Genomic DNA, 23921 nt, shown 5'->3' on the forward strand with positions numbered 1-23921 from the left:
CCGCCCGCTCAGGGGTGGTCACTCATTGGTCAGGGGCAGCCCGGGCGGATTGACCTGCGAGGTGTCGACGGCCTCGTTGGAGAGGTTCCACGCCTTCAGCCAGGTGGCGTACTGGCCGTTCTCGATGAGGTGGTTGATCGCCTCGGCGACCGGCTCCGCCAGTCCGCTGCCCGTCTTGGTCGTGGCGGCGATCAGCCCCTGAAGCGTCTCGCCCGCGCCGGAGAACTGCCCCGCGTTACGGGTCGCCTGCGGAGTTTTCGCGGTCTGCGTGACGTGATAAGAAATCGAGGGATTCGGCCCGAAGAAGGCGTCGATCTTTCCGCCGTTGAGCGCCAGATATGCGCTGTTGTTCTCCGGGAAGTACTTGACCGTCAGCTTCTCGCCCGCCGCCTCCAGCTTCTTCTTCCACTCCAGGAGAATCTTCTCCTGGTTGGTTCCGGCGCCGACCGCGACCGTCTTTCCGGCCAGGTTCTTGTAGTCGCCGTCGAAGTTCCATTTGTCATCGGCGAGCGTCTCGAAGGCCAGGTTGTCCTGACGGTAGGAGGCGAAGTCGTACTTCTTCTTCCGCTCCTCGGTCACCGTGATGTTGGAGAAGCCCACGTCGATCTTCTGGCTGTCGATTCCGACGAACAGGTTCTCCCAGGTGGAATTCCGCACCTCCGGCTCCAGACCGAGAACCGAGGCGATGAGCCGCCCGAAGTCCGGTTCGACACCGGTGATGGTCTTCTGGTCGTCCCCCACGTAGTTCAACGGCACCGAACCGGCCGGCAGCGCGCCGATGCCGATGACCAGCTTCCCCGAGTCCCGTACCGACTCGGGGACCTTGGCGCTGATGGCGGCGACCTCGGCCACCTCCAGGTCGGTCTGCTCGGCCGCGCCGTTGGAGTGCTGTCCGATGGTCACCGTGGACGACGACTTCGCGCTGCCGGACGCGCCGCCCGAGTCCTCGTCGTCCCCGCACGCGGTCAGGGAGGTGGCGAGAGCGGCGATCACGGCGGCCGCGGCGACCGGACGCAGTGATCTGCCGAGCGGACGGGACCGGTGCGGGACCCGGGAGCGGAGCATGTGCATGGCTGTCCTTCACGGATGAGGCGATCCCCCGCTGGTGTGCCGGGGGAGAGAGCCGGTGGATCGGAGGCGCGGGGGGAGGCGACGGGTACGGGCGAAGGTCGGACCCGGACGCACGGCGGCCGGGCCTGGGGAACGGAAGGACACGGGGAAGCGCGGGGACGCGGCGGCCGGGCGGGCCGGACCGTCGGATCAGCTACCGGAGAGCCCGGTGCGGGCGGTCAGAGCCGTACGCCCCGCGGACACGCGGAAGACGTACACAGCGGCGACGTACACGACGTACACAGCGGGAGAGGTGAGCCCGTGCGCGACCGGCCGAACACCCGGTTGCCCCCTCCTGGCATGCGAACATCCCCCATCGTCATGCGTGCCGAGACCGCTCCCGGACGGGGCGGCGCGGCAAAACTGACATGTCCCCCGGATCGAAGTCAACGCCGTCGGACAGGACCGCGACTTTGTTCATGCACGTGCAACACCCGCAACAATCAAGGGAGTTGCCCGAGCCGGCTCAGTCCTCGTCGCGATGCGTGAGAAGCCCGTCGGTGAGCCGCCAGTAGTGCTGGTGCGAAGCCAGCCGCCAGGTCTCGTCGGCGTCGCACGCCCGCGCGACCCACTCGTGCAGTTGGGGGAGGGCCCGCGTACGCAGAAGGGCCCGGACGGCGGCCCGCCGGGTAGCCGCCACCGGGTGGACGTCGATGCCGAACCCCACCGAGTCCGGGTGGATGCCACGGCCGTAATTGCGGGAGGAGGGAGGGGTCCACGCCGCCCCCAGGACGATGGTCCCGCTGTCGTGCCCGGTGAGGAAGGACAGGTCCGTGACCCGGTTCATGTACGGGCCGAGGCACTCGGTGATGTCGGTGGTGGTCAGGGGCCAGGAGAGGTGCCGGGGCAGCCGTCGGTTCCGTGCGGGCATGCCGATCAGGATGGCAGACGCCGGAACGGCGGAAGCCGCCGCGCTCCTCGCGCGACGGCTCCCGTGTGCCTCAGGCCGCCTGCCGGGCGCGGCGGGCCTTGCTCCCGCGGCCGTCGGGCCACAGACGCGGCCTCCGCTTCGCCGCGATGTCCTCGACCCAGCCGGTCGTCAGGATCATCACGCCGATCAGCGGCCACACCAGCGCGAACATCCACCAGTCGTCGGTGGCGTCCAGGAAGGACTCGGCGCCCGGGCTCTGCATGAAGGGGAGCCGGTACAGCAGGTCGATCAGCGGGACGGCGGCGACGATGAGGAGGTTGTGCCACAGGTAGATCGTGACAGCGCGGTTGTTGGAGAGCGTGATCAGCCGGTCCCAGCGGGCCAGTCCGCGCGGGAGGACCTGCCACGAGGGCGAGTACTGGAGCAGGATCACGACGAACCCGAAGGACCAGGCCGCCTGGGCCAGCGGGATGTCGTTGAGGTCCCAGCCGTCCGGTCCCAGGTGCCCCGAGGCCCACCACAGGCCGAAGGCCATGAAGAGCGCCGAGACGGAGACCGCCGCATAGCGGGGGATACGGGCGAGCAGCCCGTCGTGGTGGGCGAAGCCCAGCACCCAGCAGCCGCCGTAGACGGCGAAGTCGGTGATCGCGTTGCCGGTCTCGCCGGGGATGGTCACCAGGCCCGTGCCGACCACGGCCGTGAGCGCCAGCGGCGCGAGCAGCGTGACCCAGGGCGCCCTGCGGAACGCCCAGAGCAGCAGCGGTGAGGCGAGCACGAACCACAGGTAGGCCCGCAGGTACCACAGCACCTCCGCCGCCTGCACGGCCCAGGTGTTCTCGAGCAGCCCGGACGTGGAGCCGAGGTGCCAGGGGAACGGGGGCGCGCCGACCGGGACGACGTAGTTGAGCAGTTCGACGAGGCCCAGGGTGCCGCCGTGGTCGGGGTCCTTCAGCGGATTCCAGCCGCCGAGGAACATCAGCGTGAGGACGGTCGCGCCGAACACCCACAGCGGCGGCAGGAGCCGTCGGACGCGGGACCGGATCACGCCCAGGGCCGGACGCTTCAGCGAGCGCGCCATCAGCGAGCCGGCCAGCGCGAACATGACACCCATGGAGGGGAACAGCACGGTGAGCCAGGCCCAGCCGAACAGGTGGTAGACGACCACCCGGACCAGGGCGATCGTGCGCAGCAGATCGAGATAGCGGTCGCGGCCCGGCTTCTTGGGGGCCGCGGAGTCCGGGGCGGTGACCGTGGCCGCGAACGGGTCCGGTTCCGGGAAGGCCGGTGTGGTCCGCTGCCGGGGGACGCCGAAGGCGGGCGTCCGCTCGGCGCCCCGGCCCGTCCCGGTCGGGTGACCGTGGCTCATATGACCGGCCTCCGTTCGTTCGTACCGCCGGCCGGCGCTCCCACCACACCGGTGCGGCGCAGCTTCTGCCAGCGCAGCCGGCCGCCGGTGAGGGCGGTGATCCAGGACTGGAGCAGGACGACGTACATGAGCTGGCGGTAGAGGATCTGCTGGAGGGGCAGCGAGATCAGATGGATCATGCGTTCGCCGTCGAGGCGGAAGGCGTAGGCCGCGCACACCGCCTGGATGGTGAGGACGCCCAGCCAGGCCACGATCGTCTTCTGCGTGGGCCCGAAGACGATCCCGTACAGCAGGAAGACGTCGATGAGCGGGGCCAGCAGCGGGGCGACGACCATGAAGAGCGAGACGAACGGCAGTCCGACCCGGCCGAACCGGCCGGACACCCCGCGCTCGACCACCGCGTGGCGGTGCTTCCAGATCGCCTGCATGGTGCCGTACGACCAGCGGTAGCGCTGGGACCAGAGCTGCTGCACGGTCTCCGGGGCCTCGGTCCAGGCGCGCGCCTTCTCGGCGTAGACGACCTTCCAGCCGTCGCGGTGCATCGCCATGGTGATGTCGGTGTCCTCGGCGAGCGTGTCGTCGCTCATGCCGCCGACCCGCTCCAGGGCGGAGCGGCGGAAGGCGCCGACCGCGCCGGGGATGGTGGGCATGCAGCCCAGGACGTCGTACATCCGGCGGTCGAGGTTGAAGCCCATGACGTACTCGATGTGCTGCCAGGCGCCGATCAGCGAGTCCCGGTTGCCGACCTTGGCGTTTCCGGCGACCGCGCCGACCTTCGGGTCGCCGAAAGGCTGCACCAGCTCGCGGACGGTGGCCGGTTCGAAGACCGTGTCGCCGTCCATCATCACGATGATGTCGTAGCGGGCGTTGGCGATGCCCCGGTTGAGGGCCGCGGGCTTGCCGGCGTTGAGCTGGCGGATCACCCGCACGTTGGGAAGGCCCATGGCCTCCACGATCCGCGCGGTGCCGTCGGAGGAGCCGTCGTCGATGACGAGCACCTCGATGGGATGCTCACTGGCCATCAGCGAGTTGACGGTGTTCTCGATGCACTTCGCCTCGTTGTACGCCGGGACCAGCACCGACACCGGTTCGGTGATCGTCGGACCCCAGCGGAATCCGCGCCGGCGCACCTTGCGGGCGTGCAGGGCGGACAGCAGCAGCATGAGCACGAACCGGCTGATGACCAGGAAGCCGATCACCGCGAGGCCGACCATCAGCACGCCGGTGATGTTCTCGGCGGCGCCGACCAGGAAGATCCACGCCTTGCCCTTCCACAGGTCGACGCCGGTGACGACGGTGTGCGCGCTGGGCGCGCTGAGGGCGCCGGTGAGGTTCTCGAACCGGTAGCCCTGGGCCTGGAGGTCGGGCAGGAACCGGTCCAGCGCCCGGACGGTCTGGCTGCGGTCGCCGCCGGAGTCGTGCATCAGGACGATCGCGCCCTTGCCGCCCTCGGGCGTGGCACGCCGGATGATCTCGTCGACGCCGGGCTTCTTCCAGTCCTCGCTGTCGGTGTTGTTGACGACGGTGAGGTAGCCGCGCGAGCCGATGTACTCGGTGACCGGCCACGACTTGTCGTCCATCGCGTCGGAGAACGACGAGTAGGGCGGCCGGAACAGCGAGGTGCGGATGCCGGCGGCACCGGCCAGCGCGAGCTGGTTCTGCGACAGCTCCCAGTCGATACGTTTCTTCGACTGGAAGGAGAGGTCGGGGTGGTTGAAGGTGTGCAGCCCGACCTCGTGGCCCTCGTCGACCATGCGCCGGACCAGGTCCGGGTAGCGGGAGGCCATGGTGCCGGTGACGAAGAAGACGGCGTGGGCGTGGTGCTTCTTCAGCACGTCCAGCACCTTGGGGGTCCACTCCGGGTCCGGGCCGTCGTCGAAGGTCAGGACGAGACGGTGGTCGGGCACCGACAGCGTGGTGTGCCGGCCGCCGCGGGTGTCGATGACCGGGCCGCCGTCCAGGATCTCGTCGGGGACCTTGCTCGCGGACGCCTCGGGCTGGATGCGGTGGTCGGCGAGGATCTCGCTGTGGACGTAACCGCGCAGCATCAGCATCGCCATCATGGCGACGAGGACGAGGCTGGGCAGCATCAGCCGCATCGGGACGCGGCGGCGCCGGACGGCGCTGTCACGGGCCGCGGCTGCGGCCCTGCGACGGCGGGCGGGTTGTGCCATCGGAAGGTGTGCTCCAGGTAAGGAGGGAGGGCGGGGCGCGGGGGGTGACGGATGCGGTCGGCCTCGGCCGAGGGGGCTGACGCCGCGGGGCGGTGCCGGGGGCCTCAGGGGGTGGCGGCCGACAGGGCGTTCGCCTCGCCGCCGTCGCCCGTGCCGCCCGAGTCGTCGGCGCTGGGCGAGGCGTCGCCGCCGCCGGTCACGGGCTGGCTCGCCTCGGGCGAGGCGGCGGGGGACGCCGAGGCGGCGGGGGCGGACGCGGTCGCCGAGCCGGCGGGGTTGCGGGGGGTCGCCCCGGTGGACGTCTGCGGCAGCGCGGAGGTGTCGAGACCGCCGGGGCTCGTGCTGGCGGCGGGGGCGCCGGTCGCCGCGCCCGTCACGGACGCCGCCGGGGCGGAGCCCGTCGGGTCGGTGCCCGGGGCGGCGCTCTCCGAGCCGGTGGGGCTCGCCTCGACCGACGGCTGGGGGGAGATCTCGACCTGTCCGGCGGGGATGTCGTCGTTCTGGCCGGGGAGGGGGAGCCAGGGCGCGCTGGAGTTGCCGGAGACGAGGGTGGCGACGATGACGACGGCGTACACGCCGCAGGCGACGCCGACGGCCGAGCCGAGGAGCCTCAGCCGGCGGCTGCGACGGCCCGACTCGTCGACGAACACGGGCGTGCCGGTGGCGTCCTGGGGGTCGAGCGGGCTGCCGGAGCCGCCGTTCGCCAGGGACGCGGGGTCGACGGCCGCGAGCTGCACGGTCAGCTCGTGCGGGTCGTGGAGGGGCTCGTCCGGGTCGACGTAGTCGAAGGCGGAGTGGCGGTCGGGGGTGCCGACGGGCAGGGGGGCCGTCGCGTCGGCGGGCGTGAACACATCGGCGGGCGCGAACGCCTCGGTGGGCGCGGACCGGCGTGCGCTCGGCGCCTTCTCCCAGAAGCTTCCAGAGGCGGATGTACTGTCCGACCCCTCCGGTTGGGTGTCATCCAGCCAATTGTTCACGTAACCCATCCCCCACGAGACTGCGGCGGGGGCGCGATGACGTCGAGCGCACATCGGGGCGAACCAGGCCCCCACCCGGCCCGAGCACATCCCCCTGCTGGTTGATGCTTGGGCGGTGACTATAACTCACGTGCACAAAACGTGGAGTTTGTGTCAGAAGTGTGAAGCAGATGATCAACCAAGGGTGACCAAAAAGTATCCTCGCACAACTGTCTGGCCGGAGAGCAAGCCGATCTCATGAGCTGGACGGCATGTCACAGGGGGTGCATAAGTGACTGGCCGGTAGTTATGGGCATCAGGTGCTTATCGGGTCAAAGTACCGGCCGGGGTGTGGTGTTCACGACGGCCGGGTGACGCATGTCATACGGAACGCGCGTACAGCTCCAGCAGTGGCTGCGCCGATTCCGTGCCCGAGTGGCCGAAGGGGGCGTCGAAGCTCCACACGAGGAAGAGCAGGAAGACCACCAGCGCGCTGAACGCGGTCGCCAGCATCAGCTCCCGGGCGGAACGGCGGATCTGGAGGGCGTAGAGCAGACCGAGCGTGACGGCCCCGCCGGCGATCAGCCCGAACCAGACCACCCCGGGCAGGGTGCTGCCGGCGCTGTCGAGCCGCTGATGGCGCGCGTCGTCGGCGGCGGCGACCTGGTCGAGGAGCGGCTGGTACGCCTGGGCCTGGAGTTCGTCGGTGGGCGTGTGGTGCGCGATGTCGCTGCGGATCCGGGTCAGCAGCGTGCCCCCGGTGTCGTCGACCGGGCCGTCCTCCTTCATGGCCGGCCACTCGGTGGTGACGGCGTGCCGGGCGTAGGCGTCGATGTGCCGCTGCACCCGGGTGTGGAAGGCGGCCGGGTAGACGTCGAGACGCTGGTCGATCTCGTAGAGCGCCTGCGCCTCGCGCCGCACGGTGTCCTCGGCGGCGCCGCGCGCCTCCCAGACGCCGGCGATCGCCAGGCCCAGGACGATGGCGTAGACGACGCCCACCATCATCACCATGTACTCCAGCACGTCGGGTGTCTGCGAGGTGTCCTCGTCGTCCGCGACGCGACGGTGCCGCATCACGGTGGCGGCGACGACGAAGGCGCAGACCAGCGCACAGGCGAGGGTGTAGATCAGCCATTCCGGCACGGCGGGACTCCAGGACGGGCGGACGAGAGGGGAGGGGGAGGGGGACCCGCGAACGGGTCAGCGGGCGTTGCGGCGCCGGGAGCCCGGGCGCAGCGCGGCGGCGGCCAGGACGGCCGGGGTGGTGATCACGACGGTGGTCGTCGTGGTGGACAGCCCGGCGGGCGCCGGACGCGCGGAGCGGCCCTTGTAGGGGAAGCGGGGCACCCAGCGGAACGGCGCGACGCCGGGCGCCGGGGCCGGCGGTGCGGCGGGTGGCTCGGCCTCGGGCGGTGTGCCGGGGGAGGGGGCCGGCCGTTCGGCGCGCTCGGGCGGCGAGGCTTGCGACGGGGAGGGAGCGGCCGGTACGGCGTCGTCGGCCGGACCGGGTTCCGGGGCTGGCGGGCGCGACGGCGGCGGGGCGGGGCGCGGCGACCGGGTGTCCGGCGGCCGCCGTGCCGTGTCGCCGCCGATCTCCACCCAGCCGTCGTCGTCGGCGCACACCACCACGTGCGGGACGGCGGGAGCGGTGTCGACGGCGACCGCGGGTCCGCCGCCGCCCGGCAGGGGGCAGAGCGCGGCGGCGGTGCCGAGACCGAGGGTGATCCAGCCGCTCACCAGTGCTGTTCCTCTCCGCTGAAGGGGGTCCGCGCCGACGACGGGGGGCGGGCGCGGGTGGAGGCCGCCGACGCCCACGGGGGAGGCGGGCGCGGCGGCAACGGGAGCAACGATCATGGTCGGCCCGGGGACACGGCCGGTCCGCGCAGTTCCGGGAGCGTATGCGCCGGGTCCGGCTCACAGGCTCCCGCGGCCCGGCCGTGGCGGCGGTCCGGCGAGCAGGACGGGCTCGATGGCCGCGTACCGTTCGCGTTCCCGCGCCGTCGCCCGTCTGCCGGACAGCACGGTGCCGAGCAGCCCGCACAGGAAGCCCGCCGGCACCGAGACGAGCGCGGTGGTGGTGAACGGGAACCAGTTGAAGTCGGCGTCCGGGAACGCCGACCCGGGGGACCCGGAGACCAGGTTGGTGCCGGTCATGAGGACGAGGACGCTGACGGTCCCGCCGATGAGCGTGCACAGCAGGCCGGCCCGGGTGAAGCGCCGCCAGAAGAGGCTGTAGACGAGCGCGGGGGCGATGGCCGAGGCGCCGAGACAGAAGGACACGGTGGCGAGCGGCTGGAGGCTGCGGTGCTGGGCGACGACGGCCAGCAGGATGACCGGCAGGCCCACCGCGAGGGCGGCCAGCCGCGCCAGGGCGATCTCACGCACCGGCGACACGTTCGGGCGGGCGGCCGCGATGTCGTGGGCCAGCGAGTTGGCGCAGGCCAGCGTCATGCTCGCCACGGAGGCCAGCAGGGTGAGGAAGATCGCCGTCGTGACGGTGGCGAACAACAGACTCTCCGGGCGGGACAGATGCGCCCCGAACGCGGCGCGCGAACCGAGCAGATAAGCGGTGTTGCCGCGCGGATCGGCCCCGGCGATGCCCGCGCGCCCGATCAGCGCCGTCGCGCCGACCCCGATCACGGTGATCACGGCGATGAACAGGGTGACCGTCGAGATCGCCCAGGACATCGCGCGGCGCACCTGCGGGGCGTTCCCCGCGGTGTACATCCGCATGGTGACGTGCGGCAGACAGGCCGCGCCCAGCACGATGGCGCCCTGGGTGCTCACCATGTCGAGCCCGGGGTACGGCCCGCTCGCGAACTGGAGCCCGTAGCGCAGGAATCCGTCCTCGGCGCCGCTGCCGTGCGCGGCGGCCCGGAACAGGGTCCGCGGGCTCCAGCCGAAGGTGTGCAGGATCAGCCCGGCGACGACCAGGCCCGAGCCGAGCAGGATCACCGTCTTGAGGATCTGCACCAGGGCGGTGCCCCGCATCCCGCCGATCGCCGCGTAGCCGATCATCAGCGTGCCCGCCCCGACGATGCAGCCGGTGCGCATCGCGCTGTCCGTGAACCCCAGGACGTACGCCAGCAGTTGGCCCACCCCGGCCAGTTGGACGACCATCATCGGCACCAGCGAGGCGAGGGTGACCAGACACGCGGTGACGCGCACCGCCCGGCCCGGCGACCGTCTGGCGAGCGCGTCGGCCATGGTGAACCGGCCGGTGTGGTGCAGGGGTTCGGCCAGCAGGACCATCAGGAGCAGCAGGGACAGCACCGTGCTCAGGGCGAGGACGACACCGTCGTAGCCGCACAGCGCGATCACCCCGCCGATGGTGAGCACGGTCGCGGCGGAGATGTAATCGCCCGCGATGGCGAGGCCGTTGCGCAGGGGCGACAGGGAACGGTAGCCGGTGTAGAACTCGGCGAGGTCCTCGCGGTCGGGGCCGGTGAGCACGCACAGCATCAGGGTCACGGCCACGACGCTGGAGAACGCCACCAGGGACCAGGACTGCGCGCTGCCGTCGAAGTCCGTCACGACGACGGCTCCTCGTGCCGGCGCACCCGCCGGGCCGACGGGTCGACGTAGCGGCGCGCGGTGTACTCGTAGACGAGCAACGCCAGCCAGGTGACCGGCAGTTGGATCAGGGCCAGGACAAGTCCGGTGGGCAGGCCGCCCGGTGCGGGGCGGGTCATGACGGCGGGCGCCTCGACGGTCAGGACGAGGAAGGCGGCGAAGTAGCCGAGCGCGGCGAATGTGGCGACGCGCCGCTGCCGTCGGCTGGCCCGGCGTAGCCGGCGGAGGTCACGGTGCCGGCCGGCCCACGGCACGGCGCGGGCGGGCGGCGGTAACTCGGAGCTGTCGGAGGACATCCCAAGGTCTCCTACGGGGTCGTGGGCCCCACGTGACGACGGACCGCGGCAGCGTGGGGGGAGCGGCTCATACGTTCGAGTGACCGCACGCTATGCGGCTCCCGGACCGCGCGCGGAGACTTCCGGTGAAGTCCCTGATGAGGACCGCTGTACCGCTCTGACCTCGGATGTTGTGCGAGCGACGGGTGTGGTGAGGGGTACGGCGGTGCCGCGCGGGACGCCGCCCGGCACCGCTACTCCGGGGGGTGGCCGAGGGCCGTGCGGTGGACGACGTAGGCGGCGGCGACGTCCAGGGCGGCGTGGCCGGTGGACTTGAAGACGGTGAGCCCGTCCGGGGAGGTCCGGCCGGGGGCCTCGCCGGACAGCACGGAGCCGAGGAGGGTGACGGTCCGGCCCTCCGGCAGCCCCTGCAACTCGTGGGCGCCGGACGGCGGGGGAGTGTCCGCGGCCCCGTGCCACTCGGCGAAGAGCGCGGCGTCGCGGACGGTGCCGGCGTCGAGTTCGGGGCCGTGGGAGCCGCCGACCGAGCTGACGTGGGTGCCCGGGGCGAGCCAGTCCCGGCGCAGGACGGGGCGGGTCGCGCCGGTGCAGCAGTAGACGGTGGCCGCCTCGCGTACGGCGGTCTCGATGCCGTTGGCAGATTCGGCGGCGTCTGCGAGGGACGCTGCGAGGCCGGCCGGGTGCAGGGCGGCCAGCGCGCGGGCCGCCGCGGGGTCGCGGCCCGCCACGGTCACGGGTTCGGTCGGGCGGAGCGCCGCGAGGAGACGGACCTGGGCCCGCGCCTGGGCGCCGGTGCCGACGACCACGACCGGTCCTGGCCGGGCCAGGGCCAGGGCGCTGTGCGTGGCGGCCGCCGCGGTGCGCCAGGCGGTGACCGGTTCGGCGTCCATGAAGGCCAGCGGCCTGCCGTCCTCGGGGTCGAACAGGGCGACGACGCCCCGGTGGCTGCTGCGCCCGGGGCGGGCCGGGTCGGCGAACACCGACACGAGCTTCGCCGCGAGTCCGAGACCCGGAACGTATCCGGGCATGGCGCCGAGCAGACCCCCGGGCGCGAAGGCGGCGGTCCGCGGCGGCGCGGACACCGTGCCCCGGGCCACGGCGACGAGCGCCTCGGACACGGCGGCCATCAGCCGGTGCGGGTCGAGGGCCGCGGCGGTGGCCGCCCGGTCGAGGACGAGGACGTCGTTCACGCGCCGCCCGCCCCGCCGGGACCGGTCAGCAGATCCCCCAACGCCTCGACCGCCGAGGCGAGTTCCTCCCGCAGCCCGCGCATCGCCGCCTCGTCGATCTCGGCGTCCGGGCCGACCACGGTGACGGCGCACACCGGCGCCCCAGGGACCGGGACGACGGCGCGGCTGAGGGAGGCGACGAACTGTTCGTTGCGGCCGTGCTCGACGGCGAACCCGTCTGCCTCGGTGCGCTCGATGTCGGCGAGCAGACCCGTCTCGCCGTCCAGTGGGTGACCGGCCTTCCGGGCCGCGTCGAGGTAGGGGCCGCGGGCCTCCGGGGGCAGGGCGGCGACCAGGGCGAGCGGCCCGGCGAACCGGTGCACGGGCAGCGCCTCGTCCCGCAGTGTGCTGATCATCGCCAGCCGGTCGGGGCGGACCACGTCCACCACACGGGAGCCGTCGTTCTCCAGGACCTGGAGGTTGACCATCATGCCGGTGCGCGCGGAGAGGTCCTCCAGGACCGGGCGGGCCAGGGTGGTCAGGGAGTGGTGGGCCGCGCGGGCCGACAGCCGCAGCACGGCGGTACCCGGCAGATAGCGGTCGCCGACCCGCAGGACCCAGCCGCGCCGGACCAGGTCCACGAGGACCCGGTAGGCGGTGGCCCGGTGCAGTCCGACCTCGTCGGCGAGATCGGTGAGCCGGGGCGGCCGGGGCGCCCGGGCGACGGCCTCGACGAGGTCCAGTGCCTTGTCGACGGCGGTGCGCGGGGCACCGGCGGCGGCTTGCGTGGCGTGCGGCATCGGTGTCCTTCCCGGCTCGTCCCTGCTCTTCGCGGGGTAGGGTACCCCGTGTTTCGCAAGACGAGAGTGTTGTTACGTACAGCGTAACAAGTAACAGGTAACGAGTATCAAGTGCCCGGTGATCGAGAGAGGTGACCTTGACGAACGAGAGCCCGGGGGCGGCTGCCCCCTTCGCACCGCCCGCCGCCGGTGACGTGGTGGTCTACCGCGGCCTCACCCTGTTCGACGGGACCGGCGGCGATCCCCGGCCCGATGTCTCGCTCGTGGTCGACGGACCCCTGATCCGGTCCGTCGCGGACGAGGCGGACACGGCGGCCGCGCTCGCCGCGGGAGCCGAACTCGTCGACCTCACCGGCCACTTCGTCACCCCCGGCCTGATCGACGCGCACCAGCACCTCGCGACTCCCCCCGACCGTCCGGCCGCCGAGGCGGTCCTGCGCCGTCTGGTCCACAGCGGGGTGACGGCCGTACGGGACATGGCGGACGACCTGCGGCAGATCGGCGACCTCGCGCGCGCCGCGATGGTCGGCGAGATCGCCGCCCCCGACCTCCACTACGCGGCGCTCATGGCCGGCCCCACCTTCTTCGACGACCCCCGCACCCACCAGGTGAGCCAGGGCGCCGTGCCCGGGCAGGTGCCCTGGATGCAGGCCGTCACCGCCGACACCGACCTTCCGCTCGCGGTCGCCCTGGCCCGTGGCACCTACGCGTCGGCCGTCAAGGTGTACGCCGACCTGGACGCCGGCCTCGTCGCCGCGATCACCGCCGAGGCCCATCGGCAGGGCGTCCCGGTGTGGGCGCACGCGGCCGTGTTCCCGGCGACGCCCGGCGAGGTCGTCGCGGCCGGGGTGGACACCGTCTCCCATGTGACGCTGCTGGCCCACGAGGCCGCCCTGGAGCCGCTGACCAGCTACAAGGACAAGCCGCCCGTCGACCACGCGAGCCTGGTGACCGGCCGGGACCCGCGCCTCGCCGTGCTCTTTTCCCGGATGCGGGACCAGGGCGTCGTGCTGGACGCGACCGCCTCCATGTGGGAGAGCGAGGAACTCACCGGCGACACCCCGGAGAGCGCCGAACGCGCCCGCCGCAACTCCGAGTTGGCTGTCGCCCTCACCGCGCAGGCGCACCGGGCGGGCGTGGAGCTGGCCACCGGCACCGACTACGAGACCGCCCCCGGCGAGCCGTTCCCCGCCCTGTACGAGGAACTCGCCTTCCTGGTGAAGCGGTGCGGCATCCCGGCGCGGGACGTGCTGCGCTCCGCGACGCTCGTCGGCGCGCGCAGTGCCGGGGCCGGGCATCTGACGGGCAGTGTCGAGCCGGGGAAGCTGGCCGACCTGGCGGTCTTCGCACAGGATCCGCTGGCCGACATCGGCCATCTGCGCACCATCACCCTGACCGTCAAGCGGGGGCGGCGCTTTCCGCGCGACGCCTACACCGCCACGGCCACCGCCACCCGATCCCGGGAGACCCGTTGACCGGAACGCCTCTGATCATCAACGCGCTCGGACAGCTCGACAACCCCAACGCCCCGCGGTCGATGCGGGCGGCGGCCGAACTGAACGCCACCAGCGAGCAGTTCACCGTGGATGCCCGGACCCTGGCCGAGGCGCGCGCCTCCGGTCTGACCGCCGTCACCATCACCCTCGGCTATGTGATGGGCGAACTGCCGCCCTACGAGCACACGGTGCACGAGATCGACGTCTGGGACGGCATCGTCGACCGGCATCCGGACGCCCTGCTGAAGGTCACCACCGCCGCCGACATCCGCACGGCCGCGCGCGACGGGCGGGTCGGTGTCGTCTACGGCTTCCAGAACGCCGTGGCCGTCGGCGACGACGTGAGCCGGGTCGCCGAGTTCGCCGAACGCGGCGTGCGGGTCGTCCAGTTGACCTACAACCAGGCCAACCACCTCGGCGGCGGCTCGGCGGCGCCCGCGGGCACCGGGCTGACCGCGTTCGGACGCGAGGTGGTCGACGCGCTCAACGACCACCACGTCATGGTCGATCTGTCGCACAGCGGCGAGCGGACCTGTCTGGACGCGGCCGCGCACTCCCGCGTCCCCGTGTCGGTCAACCACACCGGGTGCCGCGCGCTGACCGATCTGCCGCGCAACAAGACCGACGACGAACTGCGTCTGGTGGCCTCACGCGGCGGGTTCGTCGGCATCTACTTCATGCCGTTCCTCAACCCCACCGGACACGCCCGCGCCGCCGACGTCGTCGAGCACCTCGCGCACGCCGTGGACGTCTGCGGCGAGGACCACGTCGGCATCGGCACCGATGGCCCGGTCACCGCGATCGACGACCTCGACGCCTACCGGGAACGGCTGGCCGAGCACGTGGCGCGGCGCAGGGCGGCCGGGGTCTCCGCGGCCGGCGAACGGGCGGACACCTACCCGTTCGTGGTCGACCTGCGCGGCGTCGACCAGTTCCGGGAGCTGATACGGCTCCTCGAACGGCGCGGCTGGTCCGCCACCCGCATCGAGAAGATCATGGGCCGCAACTTCCTGGACTACGCCGAACGCGTCTGGACGGCGTAGCCGCAGGTCTGCCGTCCGCCGGAGCGGGCACCCGGAGGACAGGACGACAGGGAACACCCAGGGAGGACATCGTGAGCCACCACCGCACACCGCACGTGCCGACCGCCGGCCACACCCCGGACGACGATCTGACCGGATACCAGGTGGACGCCACGGACGGGCACGCCGGCAAGGTCAGCAAGTACTCGGCGGACCTCGGTCCGCGGTTCCTGGTGGTGCACACCGGACCGTGGGTGCTCGGCAAGGACGTGGTGCTCCCCTCGGACGCCGTGATGGGCGTCGACCACGACGCCCGGACCGTGCAGCTCTCCCGGACGAAGGCGCAGGTCAAGTCGGCGCCGGTGTTCGCCGAGGACACCCACCTCGGCGATCCGCGCCACCGCGACCAACTGGGCGGCCGCCACGGTTCCGGGCACTGACGGCGGGGGCGGCCGGGCCGGTTCGTAGCATGTGCGGGTCATGCCCGCACCAGCGAGGAGCCCTTCGTGCAGCACGCCGTCCTGCCGCCGACCCCGACGGGCCGGGGGCTGACCGTGGAGCGGCTGAGCCGCTTCGAGGACGGTGCGGACCTCTCCGCGCTGGTGTGGCGGGCGGGTCCGGGCTGGCGGATGGTGAGCAGCGCCGTGCTGGGCGGGGGACTGGGGGAGCGGCTCTGGGTCCTCAACGCGCAGGTGCACCACGGCTATCGGCGCGTCGACCCGGCCGAGCATCTGAAGGAGCTGGCCGCGGCGGTCGGTCTGGCCGGTGACGGCGTGGGCCTGATGACGGCGGCCGACGTCGAGGCGCACACCCGCGCGGACGACGGGGGTGTCGAGGCGGTGGTCACGGCCGGCATCGAGGTCCGCGGATGGGCGGCGGCGCCCGCCGTGCCCGCGCCCGCCCTATCCGCCACCGCCGGTCCGCGCGCCTTCGCGCCCGGCACGATCAACGTCGTGGCCGCCGTGCCCGTGCCCCTGAGCGACGCCGCGCTGGTCAACGCGGTCGCCACCGCCGTCGAGGCCAAGGTGCAGGCCCTGGTGGAGGCCGGACTCGACTGCTCCGGCACTCCGACCGACGCGATCTGTGTCGCGTCCCGTGTCCCCCGCCCCGGCGAGGAGCCCCACTCCTTCGCGGGCCCCCGCTCCCTGTGGGGCGCCCGCCTGGCCCGAGCGGTGCACGGCGCCGTGCTGGACGCCGTGACCTGAACGGGTGTGACGTGCCGGCCCGGCGCAGTGAGCGGTCCGCGCTCGGGCAGCCGCACGGCCTCCCGTGGGGAGCCGGGAGGTGCGGCGGGCCCCGCCGCCCACGAGACGGCAGGGCCCAGCAGAGGGAACCTCACCCGGGGGATCGGATCGGTGCCCGCCCCCACACCATGCACTACAAACCGGCCACGGCGATAGAGCGCGGCTGAAACTGCTCTGTGCCGGTGTCAGTGGCCGGTCGGCGCCGGTGTGTCCTGGTGGCCGAGGCGCAGATGCTCGACGTGGTACAGGGCCTGTTCGAGCAGTTCGGCGACATGGTCGTCGTAGAGGCTGTAGACGATGGAGCGGCCCCGGCGCTCGCCCGTGACGAGGCCCAGATTGCGCAGCAGACGGAGCTGGTGCGAGCAGGCGGACGCCTCCAGTTCGGCGGCCTCGGCGAGGTCGCCGACGGCGCACGGGCCCTCCTGGAGGCGGGCGAGGATCCGCAGACGCGAGGGCGTGGCGAGGGCCTGGAGCGTGGCGGCGACGTCGGCGGCGCCCACGGCGTCGAGACGTTCGCGGGTGCTGGCCGCGCTGGCGGCGCCGGTTCGATGGCCCATGGGTTCATGCTACCGACGACATATGAAGACCTGTTCAAGTGTTCCTGTATGGTGAACGGGTTGCCGTCGGTCGCCCGTGAGGGCCGCTCCGTGAAGGGTTGCCTCGCCATGCCCGCTGACCTGCTCCGGCGCCCCGGAGACACGGCACCGGCCGTCCCGGTGGCGCCGCCACGGCGCCGTACCCGCGTGTTCGCCCTGGTCGAGGCCCGCTGGGCCGCGGCCGCCCTGGCACTGTTCCTGCTCGCGCTGCCGCTCCAACTGACGGGCGCCCCGGCCTGGTCGTGGGGTCCGCTGTACGCGCTCACCTACCTCACCGGCGGCTGGGACCCGGCCCGGGAGGGGCTGCGGGCGCTCGGGGCCAGGACGCTGGACGTCGATCTGCTGATGATCGTCGCCGCCCTCGGCGCCGCCGCGATCGGACAGGTGAGGGACGGCGCGCTGCTCGTCGTCATCTTCGCCACCTCCGGTGCCCTGGAGGCCCTCGCGACGGCCCGCACCCAGGACGCGGTCCACTCCCTGCTCGCCCTCGCCCCGGCCACCGCCACCCGTGTGAGCGCGGACGGCCGGGAAGAGGCGGTTCCCACGGCGGAGTTGGCCGTGGGCGACACCGTCCTGGTCCGCCCCGGGGAGCGCGTCGGCGCCGACGGGCGGGTCGTCGCCGGGGCGAGCGAGGTCGACCAGGCCACGATCACCGGCGAGCCCCTCCCGGTGGCCAAGGGCGTCGGGGACGAGGTGTTCGCCGGCACCCTGAACGGCACCGGCGCCCTGCGCGTCCGGGTGGAACGCGACGCCTCGGACTCGGTGATCGCCCGGATCGTGGCGATGGTCGCGGAGGCGTCCGGGACCAAGGCGCCCACCCACCTGTTCATCGAGAAGGTCGAACAGCGCTACAGCCTCGGCATGGTCGCCGCGACCCTGGCCGTCTTCGCCGTCCCGACGGCCCTCGGCGCCGAACTCGCCGACGCGCTGACCCGGGCGATGACCTTCATGATCGTCGCCTCGCCGTGCGCGGTGGTCCTGGCGACCATGCCCCCGCTGCTCTCCGCGATCGCCACCGCCGGGCGCCACGGCGTCCTGGTCAAGTCCGCCGTCGTCATGGAACGCCTCGGTCAGGTCGACACCGTCGCCCTGGACAAGACCGGCACCCTCACGGAGGGCACCCCTCGCGTCACCGCGGTCCGCCCGCTGGGCGGATCGGGGCTGACCGGCGACGACCTGCTCACCCTCGCGGCCGCCGCCGAGCACCCCAGCGAACACCCGCTGGCCCGGGCCGTCGTCGACGCCGCCCGCGCACGCCGCCTCCACCTGCCCGCCGCCGAGGAGTTCACCTCCGCGCCCGGTGTCGGGGTCACGGCCACGGTGGGCGGCCGCACGATCGCGGTCGGCGCGCCGGGCCGCCCGTCGGACGGCACGGACGACCCGGCATGGGCCCACGCGGCCTATCTGGCAGGCGAGTTGGAGGATGCCGGCCATACGGCGGTGGTCGTCCGACGCGACGGCGCCCCCGTCGGCGTCCTGGGCCTCGCCGACCGCCCGCGCCCGGAAGCCGCCGCCACCGTCGCCGCCCTCGCCGCGCTGACCGGCCGTACGCCGATCCTGCTGACCGGCGACAACTCCCGTGCCGCCGCCCGCCTGGCCGCCGAGACCGGCATCGCCGCGGACGACGTCCACGCCGGACTGCTGCCCGAGGACAAGGTCCGGGCGGTCCGACGCCTCGCGGCCGACGGACGCACGGTGCTGCTCGTCGGGGACGGTGTCAACGACGCGCCCGCGCTGGCCGCCGCCCACAGCGGCATCGCCATGGGCCGCGTCGGCTCCGACCTCGCCCTCGAGACCGCCGACGCGGTCGTGGTCCGCGACGAACTGACCGCCGTCCCGGCCGTGTTGGCCCTCTCCCGGGCCGCGCACCGGCTGGTGGTCCAGAACCTGGTCATCGCCGGAACCTTCATCTGCGCCCTGGTCACCTGGGACCTGGCCGGCGAACTCCCCCTCCCGCTGGGCGTCCTGGGCCACGAGGGCTCCACGGTCCTCGTCGGCCTCAACGGCCTCCGCCTGCTGCGCGACGCGGCCTGGCACCGCGCTTCCCGGTCGGAGGACCCGAGTTGAGGTGGCCGTACAAGGGGCACCCACTCGGAGGGACGACCGTCCCCCGCGCGTGAATTCGCTGTCCAGTGCGCGGGGGACGGCCGCCGTACGGGGGCCGTCGTCAGGGGGACGGCGGGGCGGCCTGCGGCTGGGCGGCCTGGAGGTCGGCGAGGAGTTCGGCCTGGCCGGTCAGGACGCCGGAGAGGATCGAGCGGGCGACCCGCAGGAGCTCGGCGACCTGCGGGCTGGTCAGCGAGTAGTACACCGTGGAGCCCTCGCGGCGGGTCGCGACCAGGTTCGCCCGCCGCAGCACCGCCAGTTGCTGCGAGAGGTGCGCGGGTTCGATGCCCACCTCGGGCAGCATCTCGGCGACCGCGTGCTCCCGCACGCTCAGCAGCTCCAGGACCCGGATGCGTGCCGGATGGCCGAGCGTCTTGAAGAACTCGGCCTTCAGTTGGTACAGCGGCGTACTCACCGGTTCGCCTCCTGTCCACGGCAGCAGTCCGGCACCGCCGGCCGGATCTCGGCGCCTCGCGCCCACCCACTCGTCACACACATGTGGCCCATCCTCACCTGAGGGACCGGCCACGCCGAATCCGCCCTGAGAAGCCGAGAGCCACGGGGTTCCGCGGCCATGACCTCTCGACTTGCCAATATTAGCAATTACTAAGGTCTGGAGAAGGGGGTCAGCGCCCGGACCTGCCGGCGTCCTCGCCCCGCGGCCAGCCCGTCGTGCGCCACTCCTGCTGCTCCCCGCCCTCGTCCCCCGCGTCGCCGAGCGGCCCGGTCGGACGGGCGGCGGCGAGCGCCGCGGTCAGGTCGGCGTGGACCGGGATGGGCGGGCAGTCGCCGGTCGGCACGAGCGAACCGTCGGCCGGGATCGCGGCCAGCTCCAGAGCCCGGCCCGCGGCGACGAGCCGGCGGGCGGCGTCGGTGATGGCGAGCTGCCCCTCCGCCGACCAGCCGCGCAGCTCGGTGAGGTCGACGACCACCGGGCCCGTGCCGCGGGCCAGCGCCCAGCCGACCGCTCCGCTGAAGCGGCGCACCGCGTCCGGGCCGAGGTGTCCGGCGACGGAGAGGATGCCGAGGCCGTCCTGGACGGTGTAGCGCCAGTCGATGGTCATGGGTCGTGAACTTCCTTGCGCGAGGGGCGGGTGGGGGATCCGGGGGAGAAGGGCGGGTGCCGGTGAGGTCAGAGCGGGAGGGTGATCCAGACGCTCTTGCCCAGACCGTCGGCGTCGGCACGCACCACCGCGGTGCCGGCCAGGGCCAGGGTCAGTTCCATGACGGTGCCCAGACCGCCCGAGCCGCTCCCCGTGAGGGCGCCGTACAGCGGGGGCAGGAACGGGTGGCGGTCGTGCACGGCGAAGGCCAGACAGTCCCGGCCGGCCGCGTAGATCACGGTGACCTGCGGGGACCGGTCGGCGGCGTGCCGCACGCTGTTGGTCACCAGCTCGCTGAGGATCAGCAGGGCCGGGTCGACCGCCGGGTGGCGCGCGGCGACGCCCCACTCGGCCATCACCTGCTGCGCCGTCTCGCGCGCGACCCGGACCGCGGACGGTGTGCTGGGCATGGTGAGCACATGCCGGTGCGGGAGCGTCTGTGTCGGTACGGACATCAGCCCTCCGCCCGCAGGAGACGGAAACCGGTCACCGTCGTGGGACGGATCCGCAGCACGATGTCGTGCGGCCCGTGGCTCCAGCCGGGCAGGGTGCGCCGGTGGTGGGCCACCTCGTTCGGGTCGGTGACGACCTCGGCGGGGCCGGACAGGGTCACCGTCCAGCCGGTGCCGGCCGCGGCCTGGATCTCGTCGGTCTGGTACGTCACCGCCTCGGGCACGGCGGCCGCCCGCACGGGAGCCCGGACGACCAGCCGCCCGTACTCCCACACGTGCCGCGCCGGCCGTACGACGGTCAGCCCCCGCTGCCCGTACACCAGCCGTCCCAGGCCGCTGCCCTCCACCAGCCACAACGCCTCCGCGCCGGAGACCTCGACCATGCGCGGCGTCGCCGGGGAGACGGTCATCGGGCCGGCTCCTCACGGTGCCGGGACTCGGCGGCCTTCGCGCCGTGCCGTACGGGGCTCTTCCCGCCCCCCGACACCCCGGGCGGCAGGACCCCGGCCAGTTCCAGATGCTCACGGGCGCCCCGGATCGCCTCCGGCGTCGTCGCGTACTCCCGGCCGTCGCGCCGCAGCAGCTCCAGCGCGCCGACGGACTCCAGGACCTGGAGCTGGTCGGGGCGGATCCCGGAGGCCAGCACCACGATGCCGCGCCGCCGCAGCTTCTCCACCGCGTCCTTGAGCACCAGGGCGCCGGTGGCGTCCATGGTCGACACCCGCGACATCCGCAGGATGACCACCCGCACGTCCGCGACCTCGGTGAGTTCCAGCAGGAAGCGGTGGGCGGCGGCGAAGAACAGCGGGCCGTCGATGCGGTAGGCGACGATGTGCTCCGCGAGCAGGGCGTGCTCCTCGGCGCTGTGGTCGCCGCGATCCAGCGGCACCTGATCGAGCCGGGCCTGCCGGGCGACCGCCCGCAGCGCCAGGACGCCCGCCACGACCAGGCCGATGATCACGGCGTAGACCAGGTCCAGGGCGAGGGTGGCGACCGCGGTGAGGACGAGGACCAGCGCGTCGGAGCGGGTGGCCCGGGCCATCGCCCGCAGCGAGCCCACCTCGACCATCCGCACCGCGGTGGCCAGCAGCACGCCCGCGAGCGCGGCCAGCGGGATCTTCGACACCAGGGGCGCGGCGGCGAAGACGATCGCGGCGAGCACCGCGGCGTGCGTGAGGGCGGCGAGCCGGGAGGACGCGCCGGTGCGGACGTTGACGGCGGTGCGCGCGATGGCGCCGGTCGCGGGGACGCCTCCGAAGAGCGGGGCGGCGATGTTGGCCAGGCCCTGGCCGAACAGCTCCCGGTCCGGATCGTGCTTGCGGCCGACGGTCATGCCGTCGGCGACCGACGCCGACAGCAGGGACTCCAGGGCGGCGAGCGCGGCGACCGCGACGGCCGGGGCGAGCAGGGAGCCCAGCGCGCCCAGGTCGAGGAAGCCCAGGGAGGGGGCGGGCAGCCCGGAGGGGAGGTCCCCGATCGGGGCGGCCCCGTCCAGGCCCGCGAGCTGGGTCACCAGGGTCGCGGCGATCACGGCGACGATGGAGAAGGGGATCGTGGGCCGCCACCGGGCGCCGGCCAGCATGACCGCCGCCACGGACACCGCGAGCGCGACGGCCGTCCAGTTCGGGTGCCCGGAGAACTCCTCGGCCGCGTGCCAGGCCACCACCAGCACCCGGTCGCCCTCGGGCTTGTCCACCCCGAGCGCGCCGGGGATCTGCTGAAGGCCGATCACACAGGCGATACCGAGACTGAAGCCCTCGACGACGGGCGCCGGGACGTACCGCATGTACTTGCCCGCCCGCAGCACGGCGAGCGCGACGAGCATGATCCCGGCCAGCAGGCCGACGGTGAGGACGCCGGTCGGACCGTACTCGGCGACGATCGGGACCAGGACCACCGTCATCGCGCCGGTCGGCCCGGACACCTGGAAGTTCGAGCCGCCGAAGACCGCGGCGAGGGCCCCGGCGACGACCGCGGTGGCAAGACCCGCCTCCGCGCCGAGACCGGAGGAGACCCCGAAGCCGAGCGCGAGCGGCAGCGCCACGATCGCCACGGTCAGCCCCGCGAGCAGGTCGCGGCGCGGATCACGGCGTACATCGGCCAGATCGTCGCGGCCCGGCAGCAGGGCGGAGACCCGGGCCCAGTACCGGCCGGTCGCTGTCGTCGTCATCGGGCGGTGACCTCGACTTCCCTGGCAGACGCCGCATGCCGGCTCAACGGCTGCGACAGCCGACTACAGCATCTGCTCAATTGCGAAAATTGGCAATTCATCATTCCGGCGGAGCGCGACGGGACGCGATCGGGAGTGATCAGGCGCGGCGGGTCCGGAGACGGATGGTGAGTGCTCGCGCCCTGCGTCAGGGCAAGGCGCGAGGCTGTGCCCGCGGCTACCTACGGACACAGCCATCACAGCATCTAAGCAATTGCGAAAATAAGCAACTCTGCATGCTGCTGCCCCCAGGGAAACCCGCGCGCGGGGCGCGTCAGGCCTTCTTGACCACGCTCGACTTGAGCTGCATCGCCCCGAACCCGTCGACCTTGCAGTCGATGTCGTGTCCGTCCACGCCGTCGACGAGGCGGATCCCGCGCACCTTGGTGCCGGCCTTGATCCCGGAGGGGCTGCCCTTGACCTTGAGCGCCTTGACGACGACCACGGAATCGCCGTCCCGCAGGACATTGCCGACGGCGTCCTTCACGACGCGCTCGGCGGGACCGGCGGCCTCGGCGTCCGCGCCGGTCTCGGCGGGCACCCATTCGTGGCCGCACTCCGGGCAGACCACGAGGGCGTTCATCTCGTACGTGTACTCGCAGGAGCACTTCGGACAGGGGGGAAGGTTCTCGATCATCCCGCCAGCGTAGCCGTCACACGGGCCCCGCCGTCCGGTCCGGCCGTCCGGTCCCCGTCACCCGCGTTCCAGCAGGCGGGCCGCCTCGCGCAGGACGTCCGTGATCTCCGCGCGGGCCGTGGGCCGGGAGGCGAAGACGCGGGGGCTGGGGTGCCAGGTCTCCAGGGTGTGCACCTCGGGCGCGTACCTCTCCCGGTAGACCGCCCAGCCGGCCTGCGCCTTGCGGCCCATGGCGACGACCACCTCCAGCGCGGGCAGCATGCCGATCACCTCGTGGAGGAAGGGCGCCGCGCGCTGTATCTCCGAGCGCCCCGGCGCGGCGATGCGGTCCGCCGTGCCCAGGTACCACGGCACGACGTTCCAGTGCACGGACTCCCGGTAGTCGAGCCCGGTCTCGGCGCGCAGGGTCCAGCAGTTCTGGGCCGTCGGGTCGTCGTTGTCGACGGAGATGATGCCGCTGCCGGTGCGGCGCAACTCGGCCTCCGCGCCCATGGACTTGCGCCCCGGGGCCTCCAGGAGGAACAGACTGCGGGCCGCGACACCACCGGACGCGGGGTCGAACCACGGCACGGACTCGCCGTCGCCGAGCCGGACGCGCAGCTTCTCCACCCAGTCGTTGAGGGGACGCACCCTCGGCTCGGTCCGCACCGCGCCCAGCCGGGCGGTCAGGGCTTCGGGGTCACGCAGGGCGCGGGGCGCCGGGGAACGGAAGGGATCACGGGACGACATGCGCGCAGTGTG

Annotated in this window: 24 protein-coding genes; 5 read left to right on the forward strand and 19 right to left on the reverse strand. The window is 73.1% G+C overall.

Annotated elements, in window-relative coordinates; all coding sequences use genetic code 11:
• Positions 1–18 precede the first annotated feature (18 nt).
• From AFM16_RS35930 to AFM16_RS35980, 11 genes are all read right to left on the reverse strand, one after another.
• Positions 19–1065: an ABC transporter substrate-binding protein gene (locus tag AFM16_RS35930; RefSeq protein WP_030782503.1), complete on the reverse strand. Its 1047-nt coding sequence runs from the start codon at positions 1063–1065 to the stop codon at positions 19–21.
• Between the two features lie 511 nt (positions 1066–1576).
• On the reverse strand, positions 1577–1981 hold the full coding sequence (locus AFM16_RS35935) for a hypothetical protein (protein ID WP_030782500.1): 405 nt from the start codon (positions 1979–1981) through the stop codon (positions 1577–1579).
• Positions 1982–2051: 70 nt separating this feature from the next.
• Positions 2052–3347 (reverse strand): acyltransferase family protein, encoded by a 1296-nt coding sequence (locus tag AFM16_RS35940; protein WP_030782498.1) that lies wholly within the window; start codon positions 3345–3347, stop codon positions 2052–2054.
• Positions 3344–5521: a bifunctional polysaccharide deacetylase/glycosyltransferase family 2 protein gene (locus tag AFM16_RS35945; RefSeq protein ID WP_030782496.1), complete on the reverse strand. Its 2178-nt coding sequence runs from the start codon at positions 5519–5521 to the stop codon at positions 3344–3346. The genes AFM16_RS35940 and AFM16_RS35945 overlap by 4 nt, the downstream gene beginning before the upstream one ends.
• Positions 5522–5625: 104 nt before the next feature.
• Entirely contained in the window at positions 5626–6498 is an 873-nt protein-coding gene (locus tag AFM16_RS39615) for a hypothetical protein (protein WP_179123352.1), read from the reverse strand.
• Between the two features lie 360 nt (positions 6499–6858).
• Positions 6859–7620 carry a bestrophin-like domain gene (locus AFM16_RS35955; RefSeq protein ID WP_030782490.1) on the reverse strand — a complete coding sequence of 254 codons (762 nt, stop codon included), beginning with the start codon at positions 7618–7620 and terminating at the stop codon, positions 6859–6861.
• Between the two features lie 57 nt (positions 7621–7677).
• Positions 7678–8214, reverse strand: coding sequence for a hypothetical protein (locus tag AFM16_RS40530; RefSeq protein ID WP_051780200.1), 537 nt, complete (start codon positions 8212–8214; stop codon positions 7678–7680).
• Positions 8215–8391: 177 nt separating this feature from the next.
• On the reverse strand, positions 8392–10011 hold the full coding sequence (locus AFM16_RS35965; protein ID WP_030782485.1) for a sodium/solute symporter: 1620 nt from the start codon (positions 10009–10011) through the stop codon (positions 8392–8394).
• On the reverse strand, positions 10008–10346 hold the full coding sequence (locus tag AFM16_RS35970; protein ID WP_030782481.1) for a DUF485 domain-containing protein: 339 nt from the start codon (positions 10344–10346) through the stop codon (positions 10008–10010). Before AFM16_RS35970 ends, AFM16_RS35965 begins: the two co-directional genes overlap by 4 nt.
• A gap of 233 nt (positions 10347–10579) precedes the next feature.
• Positions 10580–11536: an ornithine cyclodeaminase family protein gene (locus AFM16_RS35975; protein ID WP_030782479.1), complete on the reverse strand. Its 957-nt coding sequence runs from the start codon at positions 11534–11536 to the stop codon at positions 10580–10582.
• Positions 11533–12315: an IclR family transcriptional regulator gene (locus AFM16_RS35980; RefSeq protein WP_030782476.1), complete on the reverse strand. Its 783-nt coding sequence runs from the start codon at positions 12313–12315 to the stop codon at positions 11533–11535. The genes AFM16_RS35975 and AFM16_RS35980 overlap by 4 nt, the downstream gene beginning before the upstream one ends.
• A 131-nt stretch (positions 12316–12446) precedes the next feature.
• Between AFM16_RS35980 and AFM16_RS35985 the strand changes: the two genes are divergently transcribed.
• The 4 genes from AFM16_RS35985 to AFM16_RS36000 all read left to right on the forward strand — a co-directional run bounded on the left by AFM16_RS35985 (position 12447) and on the right by AFM16_RS36000 (position 16038).
• A complete protein-coding gene (locus AFM16_RS35985) occupies positions 12447–13790 on the forward strand; it encodes an amidohydrolase family protein (RefSeq protein ID WP_030782473.1) in 1344 nt (447 codons plus the stop codon).
• The gene (locus AFM16_RS35990; RefSeq protein WP_030782471.1) at positions 13787–14854 is read left to right on the forward strand and encodes a dipeptidase; all 1068 of its coding nucleotides are present in this window, start codon (positions 13787–13789) and stop codon (positions 14852–14854) included. The genes AFM16_RS35985 and AFM16_RS35990 overlap by 4 nt, the downstream gene beginning before the upstream one ends.
• 71 nt (positions 14855–14925) lie before the next feature.
• Positions 14926–15273 carry a hypothetical protein gene (locus AFM16_RS35995; RefSeq protein ID WP_030782468.1) on the forward strand — a complete coding sequence of 116 codons (348 nt, stop codon included), beginning with the start codon at positions 14926–14928 and terminating at the stop codon, positions 15271–15273.
• Positions 15274–15339: 66 nt separating this feature from the next.
• Positions 15340–16038: an adenosylcobinamide amidohydrolase gene (locus AFM16_RS36000; protein ID WP_030782465.1), complete on the forward strand. Its 699-nt coding sequence runs from the start codon at positions 15340–15342 to the stop codon at positions 16036–16038.
• A 224-nt stretch (positions 16039–16262) separates the two neighbouring features.
• Here the strand turns inward: AFM16_RS36000 and AFM16_RS36005 are convergent, their stop codons facing one another.
• Positions 16263–16634 (reverse strand): ArsR/SmtB family transcription factor, encoded by a 372-nt coding sequence (locus AFM16_RS36005; protein ID WP_030782462.1) that lies wholly within the window; start codon positions 16632–16634, stop codon positions 16263–16265.
• A gap of 108 nt (positions 16635–16742) precedes the next feature.
• Here AFM16_RS36005 and AFM16_RS36010 point away from each other — a divergent pair, with 108 nt between their 5' ends.
• Complete coding sequence (locus AFM16_RS36010) at positions 16743–18740, forward strand: heavy metal translocating P-type ATPase (protein WP_030782459.1); 1998 nt, start codon at positions 16743–16745, stop codon at positions 18738–18740.
• 100 nt (positions 18741–18840) lie between these two features.
• Here the strand turns inward: AFM16_RS36010 and AFM16_RS36015 are convergent, their stop codons facing one another.
• From AFM16_RS36015 to AFM16_RS36045, 7 genes are all read right to left on the reverse strand, one after another.
• Positions 18841–19194 carry an ArsR/SmtB family transcription factor gene (locus AFM16_RS36015; protein ID WP_030782456.1) on the reverse strand — a complete coding sequence of 118 codons (354 nt, stop codon included), beginning with the start codon at positions 19192–19194 and terminating at the stop codon, positions 18841–18843.
• Positions 19195–19405: 211 nt separating this feature from the next.
• On the reverse strand, positions 19406–19843 hold the full coding sequence (locus AFM16_RS36020; protein ID WP_030782454.1) for an STAS domain-containing protein: 438 nt from the start codon (positions 19841–19843) through the stop codon (positions 19406–19408).
• A gap of 68 nt (positions 19844–19911) precedes the next feature.
• Positions 19912–20337: an ATP-binding protein gene (locus AFM16_RS36025; protein ID WP_078636487.1), complete on the reverse strand. Its 426-nt coding sequence runs from the start codon at positions 20335–20337 to the stop codon at positions 19912–19914.
• On the reverse strand, positions 20337–20744 hold the full coding sequence (locus AFM16_RS36030; protein ID WP_078636488.1) for a pyridoxamine 5'-phosphate oxidase family protein: 408 nt from the start codon (positions 20742–20744) through the stop codon (positions 20337–20339). Before AFM16_RS36030 ends, AFM16_RS36025 begins: the two co-directional genes overlap by 1 nt.
• Positions 20741–22504 (reverse strand): SulP family inorganic anion transporter, encoded by a 1764-nt coding sequence (locus tag AFM16_RS36035; RefSeq protein WP_078636489.1) that lies wholly within the window; start codon positions 22502–22504, stop codon positions 20741–20743. The genes AFM16_RS36030 and AFM16_RS36035 overlap by 4 nt, the downstream gene beginning before the upstream one ends.
• Positions 22505–22817: 313 nt before the next feature.
• Positions 22818–23180, reverse strand: a complete 363-nt coding sequence (locus tag AFM16_RS36040; RefSeq protein ID WP_078636490.1) for a zinc ribbon domain-containing protein YjdM — start codon at positions 23178–23180, stop codon at positions 22818–22820.
• Positions 23181–23237: 57 nt separating this feature from the next.
• Positions 23238–23909 carry a uracil-DNA glycosylase gene (locus AFM16_RS36045; RefSeq protein WP_078636491.1) on the reverse strand — a complete coding sequence of 224 codons (672 nt, stop codon included), beginning with the start codon at positions 23907–23909 and terminating at the stop codon, positions 23238–23240.
• Positions 23910–23921: the final 12 nt, after the last annotated feature.

It is taken from the genome of Streptomyces antibioticus, assembly GCF_002019855.1.
GTDB classification, from domain to species: domain Bacteria; phylum Actinomycetota; class Actinomycetes; order Streptomycetales; family Streptomycetaceae; genus Streptomyces; species Streptomyces antibioticus_B.